13 protein-coding genes and 1 pseudogene are annotated in these 17,052 nt (G+C 50.7%); 9 read left to right on the top strand and 5 right to left on the bottom strand.

Features of this window, described 5'->3' with window-relative positions; genetic code table 11:
- Positions 1-326: 326 nt before the first annotated feature.
- The 4 genes from MPL1_RS02635 to phnD form a co-directional block, all read right to left on the bottom strand.
- Entirely contained in the window at positions 327-1,124 is a 798-nt protein-coding gene (locus MPL1_RS02635) for a type 1 glutamine amidotransferase domain-containing protein (RefSeq protein ID WP_009725580.1), read from the bottom strand.
- Positions 1,125-1,250: 126 nt separating this feature from the next.
- A complete protein-coding gene (gene phnE / locus MPL1_RS02630; protein ID WP_009725579.1) occupies positions 1,251-2,054 on the bottom strand; it encodes a phosphonate ABC transporter, permease protein PhnE in 804 nt (267 codons plus the stop codon).
- Positions 2,055-2,067: 13 nt separating this feature from the next.
- A complete protein-coding gene (gene phnC / locus MPL1_RS02625) occupies positions 2,068-2,868 on the bottom strand; it encodes a phosphonate ABC transporter ATP-binding protein (RefSeq protein ID WP_009725578.1) in 801 nt (266 codons plus the stop codon).
- 73 nt (positions 2,869-2,941) lie between these two features.
- Positions 2,942-3,802, bottom strand: coding sequence for a phosphate/phosphite/phosphonate ABC transporter substrate-binding protein (gene phnD, locus MPL1_RS02620; RefSeq protein ID WP_009725577.1), 861 nt, complete (start codon positions 3,800-3,802; stop codon positions 2,942-2,944).
- 221 nt (positions 3,803-4,023) lie between these two features.
- Between phnD and blaOXA the strand changes: the two genes are divergently transcribed.
- From blaOXA to recD, 5 genes are all read left to right on the top strand, one after another.
- Entirely contained in the window at positions 4,024-4,824 is an 801-nt protein-coding gene (blaOXA, locus tag MPL1_RS02615; RefSeq protein WP_040576806.1) for a class D beta-lactamase, read from the top strand.
- Positions 4,825-4,901: 77 nt separating this feature from the next.
- Entirely contained in the window at positions 4,902-5,444 is a 543-nt protein-coding gene (locus MPL1_RS02610; RefSeq protein WP_235045506.1) for an HD domain-containing protein, read from the top strand.
- Positions 5,445-5,541: 97 nt separating this feature from the next.
- Positions 5,542-8,739: an exodeoxyribonuclease V subunit gamma gene (gene recC, locus MPL1_RS02605; RefSeq protein ID WP_009725574.1), complete on the top strand. Its 3,198-nt coding sequence runs from the start codon at positions 5,542-5,544 to the stop codon at positions 8,737-8,739.
- A complete protein-coding gene (gene recB / locus MPL1_RS02600) occupies positions 8,736-12,221 on the top strand; it encodes an exodeoxyribonuclease V subunit beta (RefSeq protein WP_009725573.1) in 3,486 nt (1,161 codons plus the stop codon). Before recC ends, recB begins: the two co-directional genes overlap by 4 nt.
- Positions 12,218-13,981 (top strand): exodeoxyribonuclease V subunit alpha, encoded by a 1,764-nt coding sequence (gene recD / locus MPL1_RS02595; protein ID WP_009725572.1) that lies wholly within the window; start codon positions 12,218-12,220, stop codon positions 13,979-13,981. The genes recB and recD overlap by 4 nt, the downstream gene beginning before the upstream one ends.
- On the opposite strand, the gene MPL1_RS02590 is transcribed toward recD, so the two are convergent.
- Positions 13,950-14,372, bottom strand: a complete 423-nt coding sequence (locus MPL1_RS02590) for a YhcB family protein (RefSeq protein WP_009725571.1) — start codon at positions 14,370-14,372, stop codon at positions 13,950-13,952. The two genes, recD and MPL1_RS02590, sit on opposite strands and share 32 nt — an antisense overlap.
- 146 nt (positions 14,373-14,518) lie before the next feature.
- On the opposite strand from MPL1_RS02590, the gene ubiK reads away from it, so the two are divergent.
- The 4 genes and pseudogenes from ubiK to MPL1_RS02570 form a co-directional block, all read left to right on the top strand.
- Complete coding sequence (ubiK, locus tag MPL1_RS02585; RefSeq protein WP_040576807.1) at positions 14,519-14,770, top strand: ubiquinone biosynthesis accessory factor UbiK; 252 nt, start codon at positions 14,519-14,521, stop codon at positions 14,768-14,770.
- A gap of 9 nt (positions 14,771-14,779) precedes the next feature.
- A complete protein-coding gene (gene ppnP, locus MPL1_RS02580) occupies positions 14,780-15,094 on the top strand; it encodes a pyrimidine/purine nucleoside phosphorylase (RefSeq protein WP_009725569.1) in 315 nt (104 codons plus the stop codon).
- A gap of 138 nt (positions 15,095-15,232) precedes the next feature.
- Positions 15,233-16,735, top strand: coding sequence for a YifB family Mg chelatase-like AAA ATPase (locus tag MPL1_RS02575; protein ID WP_009725568.1), 1,503 nt, complete (start codon positions 15,233-15,235; stop codon positions 16,733-16,735).
- A gap of 6 nt (positions 16,736-16,741) precedes the next feature.
- Positions 16,742-17,014, top strand: a pseudogene (locus tag MPL1_RS02570) (UvrD-helicase domain-containing protein); the annotation flags it as partial.
- Positions 17,015-17,052: the final 38 nt, after the last annotated feature.

Genomic DNA, 17,052 nt, shown 5'->3' with positions numbered 1-17,052 from the left:
TCAGTGGATTCAGCGCCTGCGCGGGAATGACGAGTGTGTTAGTGCGGGAATGACGAGAATGAAAAGGCGGAATGACGAGAATAAAAAGCAAGAACGACGAGTGTGTTTGTGTGGGAATAACGAGAGTGGCGCGGGAGTGCCGAGGGTGTTCGTGCCGGAATAACGTGAATGTTCTGTGGAATTACACGAATTCACGTGGAATCCCACAGAGCCGATTCTTCAAAAACATGCTTATCAATCAGTATGTTTTTTGATTACATTTTCCCAACCAACAGCTTTTTTACTAATTGATGGGCATCACGCAATGCGGGCGTTTTTTTTATAACTCAGTGCTGCAAGGCAACTGTCTGAATCGGCTGTCGCTCCAGCAGTATTTCAACCACCGCTTCAGCCATGGCGCGTGCTGAGTTGGGATTTTGGCCGGTGACCAGACGACCATCGACACTGACTTTTTCCATAAATGGAATCAGCGCTTTTTTGACCTGCGCGCCGCGTTCTTTTAGCTGAGTTTCCAGCAAAAACGGCATATCGCTGTATAGGCGCACGATGCGTTCTTCAAAGTTGGTAAAGGTGCTGACTTCACGACCTGACACCAGAAAACGATTGTTGGATAAAGTCACATTAACCAGTGCTGCAGGGCCGTGACACACCGCAGCCACCACGCCATCACTTTCATAGATGTCACGCGTCAGGCGCAGAATATCCGGATCATCTGGGAAGTCCCACATGGTGCCGTGTCCACCAGCAAAAATGATGGCGCTGTAATCTTCGGCAGCGATGTCACTCAATTTGAGCGTGTTTTGCATTTTGCTCCAGTCTTCAGCCGTGGCGACAAAACGCTGGTTGTCTTCGTCGTTGAGTTTGTAACTACCGGGGTCCATCGGTGGTTCACCGCCTTTGGGGCTGGCAATGTCGATATCAAAACCGGCATTTTTGAACTGGTAATAGGGGTGAGTGACTTCTGACAGAAAATAACCGGTGTCGCCTTTGCTGCTGGCGGCATCTTTACCTATATAACCATGGCTGGTGACGACAATCAGTACCCGTTCGCTGGCCTGTGCCGCGAGCGGCATTAGCATGGTCAGAAATAAGGTGATTAGTACAAGTGGCAGGTTACGGCGCATTGGCGTGTCCCTCGTTGGATGAATGTTTTACTGAATAAGGCAAACCCAGAGCATACAACATTGAAGGCAGGCACAAAAACAAAAAACGCCCGCAGTGCGGGCGTTTTTGATGCAAACGGTCATTGCTCAGATGACACGTTTGCGAATGGCAGAGGAAATCTGCTCCACTGCGATCACCACCACCAGAATCACCAGAATAATGGTCAGCGCCTGATCAAAGCGGAACATGCGCATGGATACAGACAGTTCAACACCAATACCGCCAGCGCCCACCAAACCCAGTACCACCGCCGAGCGGATGGCTTTTTCAACACTGTAAAGACTGGTGGCGGTCATTGAAGCCATCGATTCAGGCAGGATCGCCCCAAAAATCACTGACATACGACCGGCACCGGTTGCCGTTAAGGCTTCTGAAGGGCCGGGCCGGATTTCTTCAATACGTTCCGAGAAAAAACGGGCGCAAAAACCAATGGTATCCATGATGATAGCGAGAATGCCAGCCAGTGGTCCCAGGCCTACCGCCACCACAAATATCAGTGCCCAGATAAGATCCGGAATAGTACGCAAGGTGGCGACAATCATCCGGCTGACAGTACGAACCACGGCATTGGGGGAAGTATTGCTGGAACAGAGCAGGGCAAAAGGCACGCTCAGAATCACGCCAAAGGTGACGCCAACAATCGCCATGTTCAATGTTTCCAGCATCGCCCGAAAAATCGGGCCGAGACGGCTGGTATCGGGGGGAACCGATTGGGCAAAAAAGTTGCCCAGGTTGCCAAGGCCCTGCAGCAGTCGATCACTGCGAATATCTGCTGATGCAAACCCCTGAATAAAAAAAGCCGCAAAGCTGATGATCACCACCCAGATAAAAATCGATGGTGAGCGAAATCTCGCGGGGGCGGCCATGGCCGCACGTTGATCTGCGTTCATTGAAATCTCCGGATCAGGCCATGACTTCGGTATCTGTCGCCAACTGAGTCTGCTGACCATCGACCCGAACCTGACCCTGGTACAAAGTGGTTAAAAGTGCCTTATCGACGGCATCGCGTTTGGCATCAATTTGAATGGTGCCGGCCTTCATGCCCAGAAAACGCTCACCATATTCCAAGGCCACATCCAGCTGGTGCAGTGTGCAAATGACAGTCATGCCGCGCTCACGTACCACATCCCAAAGTAAGTCCATGACTTCACGACCTGATTTTGGATCCAGACTGGCGATGGGTTCATCAGCCAATACAATTTCAGCTTCCTGCATCAGCATGCGGGCAATCGCCACCCGCTGTTGTTGACCACCTGATAATGACTCAGCCCGTTGTGAGGCTTTATCTGCAAGGCTAACCCGTTCCAAACAGGCCATGGCCTTGTCACGTTCTTCGGCATTGGCCAGGGGTGCCATCGCACCCATCAGGCCCCAGCGTTGGCGACCAATCGCACCAAACAGCACATTCTGAAAAACCGACAGGTTATTGACCAGATTGAATTGTTGAAACACCACGCCCACTTGGCGGCGAACCTGGCGCAGTTGTTTGCGTGAGGCAGTCTGAACACACACATCGTTAATGTGGATCTGACCCTCATCGGCTTTGGTCAGGCCATTCAGACAGCGCATCATCGTGGATTTGCCGCAGCCATTGGCACCCAACAAGATAACGCCTTCACCGGCGTTGACTTCAAAGTTGAGGCCGCGCAAGACATGCACTTTGTCAAAATGTTTGTGCAGTGATTGCACACGGATAGCAGTCATGGTGCTCTCCTGTTGTTTTCAATAAAAAAATCCCGGCCTTGCGACCGGGACTAAAGGGCACTGCAGAGAGAACTTAATTCAATGGCATACCGACCAGCGCATAGGCTTCGGTGATGCGGTCATATTCTTCTTCAGTCAAATCATCAACAAAGCGGGCACCGATGTATTTTTTACGCTCACCCGGGTTGAGGATAGATTCCATCAGCATTTCACCGTTAGCCATGATTTGCTGATTGACGTAGCTGATGCATTCATCACTGATGCCACCGCGAGCAACAAACAAGTCACGTGGCATGGTGTCGCTTTCGGCGATAACACGGTAATCACCTTCAGGATGACGTTCACGCAGTACCGCTACATCACGAACACCACTGCCCATGGCGTCAACGTCACGGTTGACCATGGCTTCATAGCGTGCGCTGTCCAGCAGCAATGCTTGAACATCACGGTTAATGTCCAGACCGGCTTCTTTAAGCATCAGTGTTGGAATGATATGGCCAGTGGTTGAGCCTGGATCTTTCATGGCAATGCGTTTGCCCTTGAGATCGGCCAGGCTATGAATATCACTGTCAGCATGCACTACAAAGGCACTGCCGTATTCAGTACGCTCGATACCGACCATCATTTTGACGTCCTGACGAGCACGCATGACTGCGTATTCAGAAGGGCCGGCCAGAATCATATCGACCTGATTGAATTGCAGGGCGTTAACAGTGGCGGTGCGATCAGAAACCGGGAAGAATTGGACGTTAATGCCCAGAATATCAGTCAGTTTTTGTTGGAACTCACCATAGGTACGCACCATTTCTTCCATGCCTTCAATACCGGTATCGGCAAAACGCAAGGTGGTGGGGCATTGAGACGCATCTGCAACCGCATGGCTACTCCAGGCAGCGCTGAGGGTCAGCAGTGAAACAGCAAGCAATTTTTTCATGAAACAACTCCAGTGAATGTGTGGAAGCAACATCCACAGCAGCCTAGAGACGGTTTCTTACATCCTGATGAAGGATTTGTGACAGTTGTGTTACGCACAACATTAACGGGGCTGACTTTTATATGTCTCGATTGTGTTCAAACAATTCATGATGCGATCATCACTGGTGGCGGGTGATTTGATACCTTTACTGTGTTCAAGTGCAAATTAAACGAGGTTTAATGAAGTTTTCTCTACTAGCGTTTTTGGTTTATGGATTGATGTTGGCTGCAAGTGCGAGCGCTCAGGTTGAAATTCAATCAGAGCTGGACTGGCAGCGCATTTTTGATGATTTTGCCGCCAATGGCACAATCGTCGTGTTGGATAAAAGGCAAACACAAGCTGAGATGAGAGTGTGGAACCAAGCCCGATCACAACAGCGTTTGCCGCCTGCCTCTACTTTTAAAATTCCACATGTCTTGTTTGCCCTTGATGCTGGTGTAGTGAAAGACGAATTTCAAGTATTTCCATGGGATGGTGTGCAACGCACATTTGCAGACCATAATCAGGATCAGGATTTACGATCGTCGATGCGAACCTCTGCGGTCTGGGTGTATGAGTTGTTTGGCGAGCAAATTGGTCAGGACAAGGCACGCGAATATCTGAGTTGTATTGACTACGGTAATGCCGACCCGACCGGCAATACCAGCACTTATTGGATTGACGGCAATTTAAGAATTACAGCCCAGGAACAGGTCAGCTTTCTGGAAAAATTATATTTGAATCAATTGCCGTTTGATGAAGCAGATCAGCGTTTGGTTAAAGATCTGATGATTGTTGAAGCTGGGCGTGACTGGATACTTCGTGCCAAGACAGGCTGGGAGGGACAAATTGGCTGGTGGGTAGGCTGGGTCGAATGGCCAGCCGGGCCAGTGTTTTTTGCCTTGAATATTGATACGCCTAACCGTCTTGAAGATTTGCACAAACGCGAAGCGATCACTCGTAAAGTGCTGCAATCCATCGCAGCATTACCGGGAACCTGATTAAGCAGATAAATTAATGTTGCCTGACAAAAAACACAGACACATCGCTCAACGATATCACCGCGTTTTTTCTGCAATTGGACGCGTTAAAGCATATCAATCGTCGTAGTTACATCACCGGCGGGAAGCGTTATGAAAACTCGGCGGAGCATTCCTGGCATCTGGCAATGGCCTGCTGGGCGCTGGCAAATTACTTCAAACTCGACCTGAATATTGAGACCTTGCTGAAGCTGGCCTTGGTGCATGATTTAGGCGAAATAGATGCCGGAGACACTTTCTTGTATGCCAAGGATCGCACTGCTGCGCATCATGCCGAACGACAATGCCTGCAAAGATTAGCCGGCCATCCAGGCAACACCATTAGCGATCTCACTGAGTTATGGGAAGTGCAGGAACTGGGGCACAGCAAGGAAGCCACCTTGCTCAAGACAGTCGATCGGCTGTTACCGTTTTTGTTGAATATCAGCAACGAGGGCAAACCCTGGAAGGAAAACAATGTGACAAAGTCACAGGTCAGTGGGGCTCACGCCTTCATTGCCGAGACATTCCCGGAAATTCACCAGTGGGTAATGCACAATATCGATGAGGCGGTGGCAAAAGGTTGGTTATCCGATGACTGATTCAGCATAATGTTTTGCATGTTCCGCGCTGCAGGTTTTGTAAGTCACCGGTGTTCAGCACAATTCGTTTTTAAGCTTCAGGCAGGGAAAAATTAACATGCTGAATGTGATCTACAGCAATTCGATGTCCCAGCTTGCTGCACATCTGGCTGAAGCTCATCAGCAAGACCCGCTACCACCACTGCAAGCCGAAACCGTGATTGTGCAGAGTAACGAGCTGGCGCGCTGGTTAAATCTGTTTCTGGCCTCCAATCAACGGGTGGCTGCCCATATTGAATTTCCCTTTCCTTCAGCCTGGTTGTGGAAGCTGTTTCGGCAAGCCTGGCCGGAGATCCCCAAAGAATCTCCTTACTCAACCGATGCGATGAGCCTGAAAATTCTTGAACTGCTGCCATCGATCAGTAGTTTGCCGGAATTTGAAGCGATTGGTCGTTATCTTGGTAATGAGCGTGAACCACGTAAAATGCTGGATCTGGCCCAGCGCATTGCTGATAGTTTTGATCAATATCTGATGTATCGTCCCGACTGGATTGCTGATTGGGAAGCTGGCAAGGAGGCACATTGGCAAGCCGCCTTATGGCGATTATTAACGGCTGACGATCCTGCGCCGATGCACCGGGCAAGATTGCTCAACAAGATGCAGCAGGCACTGACAAACAAGCAGTTTCCGGCGTCATTATTGCCACCACGAATTTCAGTCTTTGGTTTGACGGCTATGCCGCCGGTGTATCTGCAATTATTGGCTGAAATTGCTCAGTTGACCGAAGTGACGATTTATTTTCTGTCGCCCAGTGAAGCCTATTGGGGCGATTTGCTGAACCAGAAATCACAAGCCAAACAGCGTTTGCTATTTGATGATGAAACCGATGTTAGCGAGCAGGGGCATCCCTTGCTGGCCAGTCTGGGCAAATTGGGCCAGACTTTTTTTGAACAACTTCAGGCGATTCCTCATCAGGCCGAGTCCTTGTATCTGCCACCGCAAGGTGACGACATGCTCAGTCAGCTCAAGCGGGATATTTTTGAGCTGGATAGTGCACAAAGCGCATTAACGGTTGCCAACGATGATGACTCGTTGCAGGTTCATAGCTGCCACAGTGCGATGCGTGAAGCCGAGGTGTTGCACGATCAATTACTGAATCTGTTTGAACAACACCCTGAGTTATCGCCTACCGATGTCGTGGTGATGACACCGGATATTGAAAGCTATGCACCTGCGATTGAGGCAGTGTTTGGCAGCCAGCCCACAGCGCGATTTATTCCGTTCAGCATTGCCAACCGTGGCGATGCACAACAACAAACACTGATCGAAAGCTTCAGCACCTTGTTAAGCCTGCCGCAGTCGCGTTTTGATGCCGAAACCATCATGCGCTTGTTGGAGTGCACAGCCATACAGCGACAGTTCCGTCTGGATCATCAGGATCTGGACATCATTCGCGACTGGTTACGGCAAACGCACATTCGCTGGGGGCTCGATGCAGGCGATAAACAGGCTTTGGGGATGCCAGCTCTGGATGCCAACACCTGGCGGGCCGGGCTGGACAGGTTGTTACTGGGGTATGCCTTGCCACCGACGCAAGAGGCTCAGTGGCAGTTGTTTAATCAACAGTTACCGATGCCTGGCATTTCCGGTGATCGGGCGAGGCTGGTCGCCCAATTAAACGCCTGTATTGAACAGTTGGATCAATTCAGAGCCGCATTAAAACGGCCCCGGACAGCGGCCGACTGGCAGTTGTTGCTCAATGAACGGCTGCGTCGTTTGTTCGCCATTGAGGATGAAAACGAGCAACTACAACTGGATGCCATTCTGAAAGCGATAGATTCGCTGACTGAAGCCGCGCAGCAGGTTGGATTTGAACAGAGTCTGTCAGTTGAATGTTTGCGAGACTGGCTGGATCTGCACATTGAGTTACCCGGCGCCGAGCATCAATTCATGGGCCGGGGACTGACTTTCTGTGACATGGTGCCGATGCGCAGCATTCCCTTTGATGTGGTGTGCCTGATAGGCATGAATGACAACAGCTACCCGCGTCGCCAGCCCAAGCCGGGCTTTGATTTGCTGTCTTCACATTACCGGGCAGGTGATCGCTCACGCCGTGATGATGATCGTTATCTGTTTCTCGAGGCATTGCTGTCAGCCAACAAGCACCTTTACATCAGCTATGTCGGTGCCAGTATTTATGACAACACAGCGATTCCGCCGTCGGTGCTGGTCAGTGATTTTGCCGACGTATTGAACAGACGTTTCAAGACCGATCAAGGCAGTGACATCTGGACGCAGTTGCTTACCCGCCATCCGCTCCAAGCGTTTAGCCCACGTTATTTTTCTGCGCAGGATGACAGGCTATTCAGCTTTAATGCCGAGGCCTGCCCATCGGTGCAAAAACAATCGCAAGCGGTTCAGTGGTTTGCCAATCCTTTGCCAGAAGCTGAAGACAGTTGGCGATTTGTCAGCTTGTCGCAACTCATCAGTTTTTTCAGTCATCCGGCGCGCTTTCTGGCCCAGCAACGGCTAGGAATTAATTTTGAAAATGAAGACGCCACCCTGGAAGTGCGTGAGCCATTTGCCTTGAACGGACTCGATGGTTGGGCGATTCGACAACAGATGCTGGAAGGTCGGTTATCGGCACGAGAAATCGACGAGATAAAACCCGTTATTCAGGCCACCGGTGTTTTGCCACAAGGGGCTTTTGCAGACTTGTTGTTTGACCAGCAGTTGGCAAAAGTCGACAGCTTTACTGAAAAACTGCAGCCGTTGAGAACGTCAGCGCCACTGCCTGCACTGTCATTTGAGTTTGATTGCGGTGCATTCACGGTGACCGGTCAACTGGAAGGTTTATCCGCCTCAGGTTTATTGCACTATCGCTTGGCCAAAATGAAAACCAAAGACTTGCTAGGTCTGTGGTGTTCTCATCTGGTGTTGAACTGTCTGAAACCTGAGGGCGTGACTTTACAGAGCCAGTTACAATGTGAAGACAGTTATCTGCGGTTCAACCCGGTCGATGATGCCAGCGCATTGCTGGCTGATTTACTGGCAATTTACTGGCAGGGACTGCATCAAACCATTCCGTTACTGCCGTTGACCAGCCTGAGCTACGCAGCTGCTGAGTTGCAAGGTGCCAGTGATGCCGATGCCAAAGCCTTCAAGGTCTGGACCAGTGGCTATCAGCTTGGTGAGGATGCCGATCCCTATCATCAACTACTGTTCAGCGAATCACCGTTAAATGATGAATTTCGGGCATTGGCACTGCGCCTTTATCAGCCAATTTGGCATGCCATGGAGGGTGATAAGTTATGAAGCAGTTTGATCTCAAAACCACGCCATTACACGACGTGAATCTGATTGAAGCCAGTGCAGGTACCGGTAAAACCTTTACCCTGGCGGGGCTGTATCTGCGGTTGATACTGGAACATCAGTTGAATGTCGATCAGATTCTGGTGGTCACCTACACCCGTGCCGCGACTCAGGAGCTGCGGGATCGCCTGCGTAAAAAGCTCAGTGACGAACGTAACTTGATTGTCACTGAACAGCCCGGCAGAACTCAGGATTTAAAACGTCTGGAACTGGCTATTCAGAGTTTTGATGAAGCGGCGATTTTCACCATTCACAGTTTTTGCCAGCAAGTCTTAAAAGACTTTGCCTTTGAATCTGGCAGCCCGTTTGAGATGGATCTGATGGGCGATGACTGCGAGCTGTTGCAGGCGGTGACCGATGATTTTTGGCGCAGGAATGTCGTGCCAATGGACAGTGAATTCAGCGCCTATCTATTGGCCAGAAAACAAACACCGGAAACCTTGCTGCAATCGATTCGCAGTCTGATGGGTAAACCTTATTTGCAGATTCAGGATTTACCAGAGGTCGATGCCGCTGCGGCAAAACAGGCAGCCATCCAAGGTTTTCAAAACATCAAGCAGTTATGGCATCAGCATCGCGATGACTATATTGCGATGCTCAATAACAAAAAAATCCTTAGCGGCAGAAAATATCGTGCCGACTGGGTCAGCTCCTGGGTGCAAATGCTGGAAGATTTGCTAAGCGAGACTGACTTGCCCTCGTTGGTATTTGAGCAGTTTGATCGTTTTACTATCAGTCGAATCGAAGAAGCCTTGGTTGAGGGGCAGGATCTGCCCCATATTGAGTTCTGGCAGGGCTGTGAGGATTTTCACCAAGCTTTTCATGAATACCAGCGTCAAAATGCACTGGCACTACAACACCTGCGTCTGCAATTACTGCGCTTTATTCGTGAACAATTGCCCCAGCAGAAAATCCAACAGCAAGTGCAATCCTATGACGATTTGTTGATCAACTTGTCTCAGGCATTACAGGGGCCTCAAGGGGCGTGGCTGATCACCCGATTGCGTGAACAGTTCAAAGCCGCGCTGATCGATGAGTTTCAAGACACCGACCCGGTGCAATACGATAATTTCCGGCGAGTCTTCGCCGACAGTGGTTTGCCGGTGTTTTTTGTCGGTGATCCCAAACAGGCGATATACAGTTTTCGTGGCGCGGATATTTTCACTTACCTGACAGCCAAGCAGGATGCCAACGAGACCTATACCTTGGGTAAGAACTGGCGCTCGCATCATTCGCTGGTGTCGGCGGTGAATCGCTTGTTTATGCAAACGGCCACCCCCTTTGTTTACGAGCAGATTCCCTTTGTTGAAGTTGATGCCTCGCGAGATGGCGATCCGGCATTAACGCTTGATGATGTTGAAACTTCAGCTTTGCAGTTTTTTTATGTGGACAGCGACAAGCCGGACAAGCCACACACGCTTGAAGTGATGAGAAAGATTGCCGTGGACATCACCGCTGATGAAATTGCCCGTTTGCTCAACGCAGCTGCTGAAGGTAAAGCCAGATTGTTTAACGAAAACAGTCAACAAACACGCGCCATCAACGGCGGGGATATCGCAGTGCTGGTGCGCAGTCACAGAGACGCTGAGATCACTCAGCAGGCTTTACGTCAGCGGGGTATCAACAGTGTGCAGCAGGGGCGGGAAAATGTGTTTGCCTCCAAGCAGGCGACTGATCTGGCTTGTCTGATGCTGGCACTGGCCCAACCGGATCATTTTCACCGATTGAGTACTGTACTGGCCGGGCCGTTGTTTCAGTATTCAGCTGAACAGCTTTATCAAATCCAGCAGGATGAAGCACAGTGGAATGACCTGATAGAGCAGTTACAACGCCTGCAACAGCGTTGGTTACATTCCGGTTTTATGGCAATGTTTCGCGCCCTGCTGCAACTGGATAACGGGCTGCAACGGCTGTTGCAACAGCCTGATGGTGAACGACAACTGACCAATTTTCTGCATCTGGCCGAGCTGGTACAGGCAGAATCAGCGTGTCAGAATCACCATATCGAAGCAGTGAATCAGTGGTTTGCCAGACAACAACAAGCCAGTGATACCGAAGATGAAACGGCACAATTGCGGCTGGAGAGTGATGCGGCCCTGGTCAAGATCATCACGATTCATTCCAGTAAAGGGCTGGAATATCCGATTGTGTTTTGTCCGTTTAACTGGACCAGCAGAAAGCCGGATAACAAGGCCGAGATCATTGAGTTTCATGATCCGGCCCAGCAGCATGCAGCGAGCGTAGCATTGGCCGAACCGCTGTTGTCAGAGGCACAAACACTCGCTCAGCAAGAAAAACAAGCTGAAGAACTGCGTCTGCTCTACGTGGCACTGACTCGGGCCAGAGAGCGTTGCGTGATTGTCTGGGGTAACGTAAAAGGCATTGATCAATCGGCGCTTTACCAATTACTGCATGGCGAGAATTCTGCGGGGATGCGAGAGGATTTACAGGCCTTGTCAGCCAGCAGTGGCGGCACGATTTCAGTGACGGATTATCAGCCACAACCACCGATGGTCTATCAGGCGTCTCAATCAGATGTGGCTGATTATAAGGCACGTGCCTTTAATGGCGAGATTCACAAGCCCTGGCGTATTGGCAGTTTTTCTTTGTTAAGCCGCGGGCATGTGTCGGAGCAGCCGGATTATGACGCCGAGCCACTCATGGTTGAAACCGGACTGAGCAATCAACGTAACACTATGGACAGGTTTGGCTTTGAACGGGGCCGTCAGGCGGGCAATTTTCTGCACAAATGTCTGGAAAACATTGAATTTGATTCGGCAGTGCCAGCGCAAATCAGTGTCACGGTGTCACGCCTGTTGCCTCAGTTTGGTCTGGACCTGCAATGGACAGAAGTGGTCACCGACTGGCTGTATGCAGTCATTAACACGCCCTTAAACGCAGAAGGATTGCGTTTGAGTGACCTGAAAGCCGGGCAGCGGGTCAATGAAATGGCGTTTTATTTTCCAGTAGCCGGTTTGAATATGGCCTCGTTAAAAACGGTGTTGCAACAGACACCGACAGACAGTATCTGGCAGCCACTGGCGCGTGATTTGCACTTTCATGAGCTGACCGGTTTTATGAAGGGGTTTATTGATCTGGTGTTTGAGTCTCAGGGCCGTTTTTATCTGGCTGATTACAAATCCAATCATCTTGGCTTTGAACCGGCGCACTATCAGGGGGAAGCCCTGCACAATGCCATGCTCAGTCATGGCTACCCACTGCAATACCTGATCTACAGCGTGGCCCTGCACCGACATCTGCAACAACGACTGCCAAATTATGATCCGGAGCTGCATTTTGGCGGTGTTTATTATCTGTTTATTCGCGGAATGCAGCCGGACGATTCGCACACGGGCGTTTATTTTGACCGACTGGATCGACGCCTGTTGGAGGCGGTGGATCAGTTGATGGCAGGTGAACGATGAACGCGGTGAAATTGTTGCGTGAAGCCGGTTACTCTGAGTTGGCCTGTCAATTTGCCGCTTATATCGCGCGTCAGCAACAGACAGAAGATCCTTTGGTCACCCTGAGCGCCGGATTGTTGAGTGAGGCAATCAGTGACGGTCATGTGTGCATGAACCTGCATGAAGCGCTTGCGACACAGCCAATGTTCGCAGCGGTCATCCCGGAAACATCACAGTGGTTAATGCAATTGCAGCGCAGTGAGGTGGTCGGCAGTGAGGGCGAATTTAAACCACTGGTGCTGACTGAAAACGGTTTGTTGTATTTGTATCGCTACTGGCAGGACGAGCAGCAGGTAGCCAAGTCTGTTTTGCAACGCGCCAAAGCCGTTGAATGGCCTCTGGATAAACCTGCCTTGCAAAGCTTTTTTGCCAACTGGAACAGCCAAGTCCCCGGCATTGATTGGCAAAAAGTAGCGGTGTTAAGCGCTTTGCGTCAGCAATTGGTGGTGATTTCCGGTGGCCCCGGTACCGGCAAAACGACCGTGGTGATGAATATTTTGCGTGCATTAAACGTGCTTGAGCAGACGACTGAACATCCACTACGAGTCGCATTGGCTGCGCCGACAGGTAAAGCCGCTGCCCGCTTGCAGCAAGCGGTGAATCAAGGCAGCGAACAGATATACGAAGCCAAAACATTACATCGGCTATTAGGTATCACGGCACGTCATGACCAAGGGCGTTATTCTGCCGACCGGCCATTGCCGGTGGATGTCTTGATTGTCGATGAAGCCTCAATGATTGATATCAGCTTAATGGCGTTGTTGCTCAAATCATTGCCAATACATGCCCGGCTGATTTTGCTGGGCGATGCCGGTCAGCTGGCTTCGGTCGAGTCGGGCGCGGTATTGGCAAGTTTGTGTGCTCGATCCACCGGTTTTTCTGATGGTTTTCGACAGCTTGCATTTGAACTGACAGCGATTGAATTGGCTGAATCGAGCGACAAACTGCCACTACAGGACTGTGTCATCAAACTTGAGCATAGTTATCGTTTTGCTGCGGGCGGCACTGTTGGCCAATTGGTGACCGCGGCCAATCAGGGCGATGCCGCGCGGTTGATGGATTTGCTGACAGAATTTGATAGCTGGCAGTCGTTTTCCAACGAGCAGTTGCAACGGCAATTAACCGAGGGTTATCAAGACTACATCAGCGCCGTCGAAAGTGAAAAATCAGTGCCTGAATGTCTGAGTGCTTTTGAACAGTTTCGGGTGTTGTGCGCCATGCGTCAGGGGCCGCAGTCGGTGCAGGCCGTGAACATCATGATGGAACGCTTGTTGGCAAGGCGAGGCTGGCGAACCTCACAACCGTATTATGCGGGTCGGCCAATTATGGTGACGCAAAATGACTATCGTCAGCAGTTATTCAATGGCGATGTCGGCATGATATTGGCGGATGCCTCAGGCGAGTTGAGGGCCTGGTTTCAGTTTGCGGGAGAATTGCGGCAAGTGCCACTCAGTCGTTTGCCTGCGCATGAAACCGTGTTTGCCATGACCATTCACAAAAGTCAGGGCTCGGAGTTTGATGCGATCTTGTTATTGATGCCAGAAGAAGATAACGCCCTGCTTGGCCGAGAGCTGGTTTACACTGCGTTGAGTCGGGCAAGGCAATCGGTGTCAGTCATGGCCTCAGCCAATGTGTTGCAGTGGTCGTTACAACGAAAATTGGAGCGGCAAAGTGGCCTTGAACGACTGATCAATCATCCCGGCGAGGCGGTTGCTCGCTGATGATAGGTTCAGGTGCCATGCTCGGGTCAAACGGGTTGTTGGTTTTGTCTGGCTCGGGCCCATCCAGCAAAGCACCCGGACGTTCCGGCAGGATTTTGTGTTGGGTGAAATCACCGAGACGGTCATAGCCTTCTGACAAATGGTCAAACATTTCCCGATAGGGCGCGGCCATTGATACAAACAAATTGGCCGTTTTTTCGTGGTGTTGATGCACTTCTTCACGGTAGGCATCAAATTCGGCTTGTTTCTGCATCAGCTGTTGTTCATGAAGTGCGCGAATATGCTCGATGTCTTCAGGGCTTCCCGGCTGATTACGCCGCCCCATGACATAGCCAAACACGCCACTGATCAATGCTGCACTAACGATGATGATCCAGAATACTGCTGACATGAGAGACCTCGGAAAAAGTTTTACCTGACAAAGCATAACGTGCAAGCGAAACCATCGCAAACAGACCCTGAGTTCAAACAGCATTCACAGTCGCGATGATTGCCGTAGAATAAACTTCATCAGAAACAGGTATGAGAGGAATGACCATGATCGACCCGAAAAAGTTTGACGAAATTATCGACACATTTACCAAAGCCATGCCACCGGGTTTGTTACAGATGCGTGATGATGCGCAGAAAAATCTTCGCTCAGCCCTGAGCAGCACTTTCAACAAGCTGGATCTGGTGACACGTGAAGAATTTGAGGTGCAAACTCAGGTATTATTACGCACCCGCGAAAAGCTGGAAGCGCTGGAAAAGCGTGTTGCTGAACTCGAACAAGCCCACAAACCTGAATAAGAGAGCCTTATGTCTGTATTTGAAAATGTCACGGTGACCCGTGAAGCCAATGTCTACTTTGACGGCAAAGTCACCAGTCGCAAAGTTACTTTTGCCGATGGCAGCTATAAAACACTCGGCATCATGATGCCGGGCGATTACACCTTTGGCACCGAAAAAGCCGAATTGATGGAAATCATGGCAGGCACTCTGGATTATCGACTCAAAGATGAAACAGAATGGCACCACATTGAAGCGGGCCAGTCTTTCAACGTGCCAGCCAATGCGTCATTTGACCTGAAAATCAGTCAACTGGTGGATTACTGCTGCAGCTATCTCGACTGATAACTGCTAAAGCATCAAAAAAACCGTCAGAGCTTGGGCGCTGACGGTTTTTTTATGTCTTACTTTCAGGCTGGCTGGACAAACCCATAATGCCGGGTATGCTTGACTTGATAAGTGCTAAATTCCAGGGAAAGGAAGATGAGTATTGCAAAGGTTCACAGCCGGGCACTCACCGGTATTCACGCGCAGCCAGTGACGGTCGAAGTACATTTATCCAATGGTCTGCCCAGTCTGTCCATCGTCGGCATGGCGGAAACAGCGGTCAAGGAGAGCAAAGATCGGGTTCGTTCAGCCATTATCAACGCCCGTTTCCAATTCCCGCAGCAACGCATCACCATTAATCTGGCGCCGGCCGATTTGCCAAAAGAGGGCGGTCGTTTTGATTTGCCGATTGCACTCGGGATATTGGCAGCTTCCGGGCAAATTCCAGCCGAATCTTTGAACAATATGGAGTTTATTGGCGAACTCGGGCTGAGTGGTGAACTTCGGCCGGTGCGCGGCGTATTGCCAACAGTATTAGCTTGCGCCGAGGCGCAACGGCGGTTATTGGTGCCGCAAGACAATGCTAAGGAAGCCGCATTGTGTGAACAGGGCGAGAGCTATGCTGCCCGGCACTTGCTTGAGGTGTGTGCCCATCTACATCAACAGCAACGTCTGGGTTTGCTTGAATCACAGTTACAGGATCTGACACCCCAGTATCCTGATTTAAGTGATGTTCGAGGTCAGGCAAGTGCTCGCAGAGCACTGGAAATCGCCGCTGCTGGTGGTCATAGCCTGTTGTTTTCCGGGCCACCGGGCACCGGAAAAACCATGTTGGCCAGCCGCTTGCCTGGCATATTGCCACCGATGAGTGAACTGGAAGCCATTGAAACGGCGACCTTGCATTCAATTTCCAGTCAGGGCTTTAGTGTGGAAACATGGCGTCAAAGGCCTTTCAGATCACCACATCACACGGCTTCTGCGGTGGCCTTGGTTGGTGGCGGCAGTCAGCCCAAACCGGGTGAAATTTCTCTGGCACACAATGGCGTGTTGTTTCTGGACGAGTTGCCAGAGTTTGATCGCAAAGTACTTGAAGTATTGCGTGAGCCAATCGAGTCGGGCCGAATCATGGTGTCACGCGCTGCTCAGCAGGCGGAATTTCCATCACGTTTTCAATTAGTTGCTGCCATGAACCCTTGCCCCTGCGGTTATCTGGGGCAGGCTCGGTGTCATTGCACAGCCGATCAGATACGTCGATACCGTGCTAAAATCTCCGGCCCGTTGCTGGATAGAATTGATTTGCTGATGGAAGTCCCGGCGGTGGATAAAAAGCTGTTGCGGCCCAGTACTGATGAGCCGTTACCTGAATCCAGCGCGGTAGTCAGACAGCGGGTGATCAAAGCCCGAGACAGGCAACTACAACGCAGTGGCAAGCCCAATGTCAATTTGCAACACAGAGAACTGGAGAGCGTGTGCGCCTTGTCCGATCAGAACTTTCATTTGCTGGAACAGGCGATCAACAAGCTGGGCTTGTCAGCACGTGCCTATCACCGGATTCTACGCGTGGCGCGTACCATTGCCGATTTGTCAGACAGTGAATCTATCCAGACCAGCCATCTTTCCGAGGCGATTGGCTATCGCCGTCTCGACACGAGTTTGTAAGTATTTGTGAATGATCTGAATCCGCAACAGCGGGAAGCTGTGCGTTACATCGACGGACCTTTATTAGTGTTGGCCGGTGCCGGTAGTGGCAAGACACGAGTGATTACCCGCAAAATCGCTTATCTGATTGAACAGTGCGATATCAAGGCCAGCCATATTGCAGCGGTCACGTTTACGAATAAAGCGGCGCGGGAAATGAAAAGCCGGGTGGCCGAGCTGATGGCCAACAAACGCAGTTCTACTCGTGGTCTGATGGTGTCGACGTTTCACACACTGGGCTGAATATTCTGCGTGTGACGGTCAGGCGTGGGCTATCG

Origin of the sequence: Methylophaga lonarensis MPL (assembly GCF_000349205.1) — a bacterium.
In the GTDB taxonomy this organism is placed as follows: domain Bacteria; phylum Pseudomonadota; class Gammaproteobacteria; order Nitrosococcales; family Methylophagaceae; genus Methylophaga; species Methylophaga lonarensis.
This window is presented reverse-complemented; position numbering and strand designations above follow the sequence as displayed.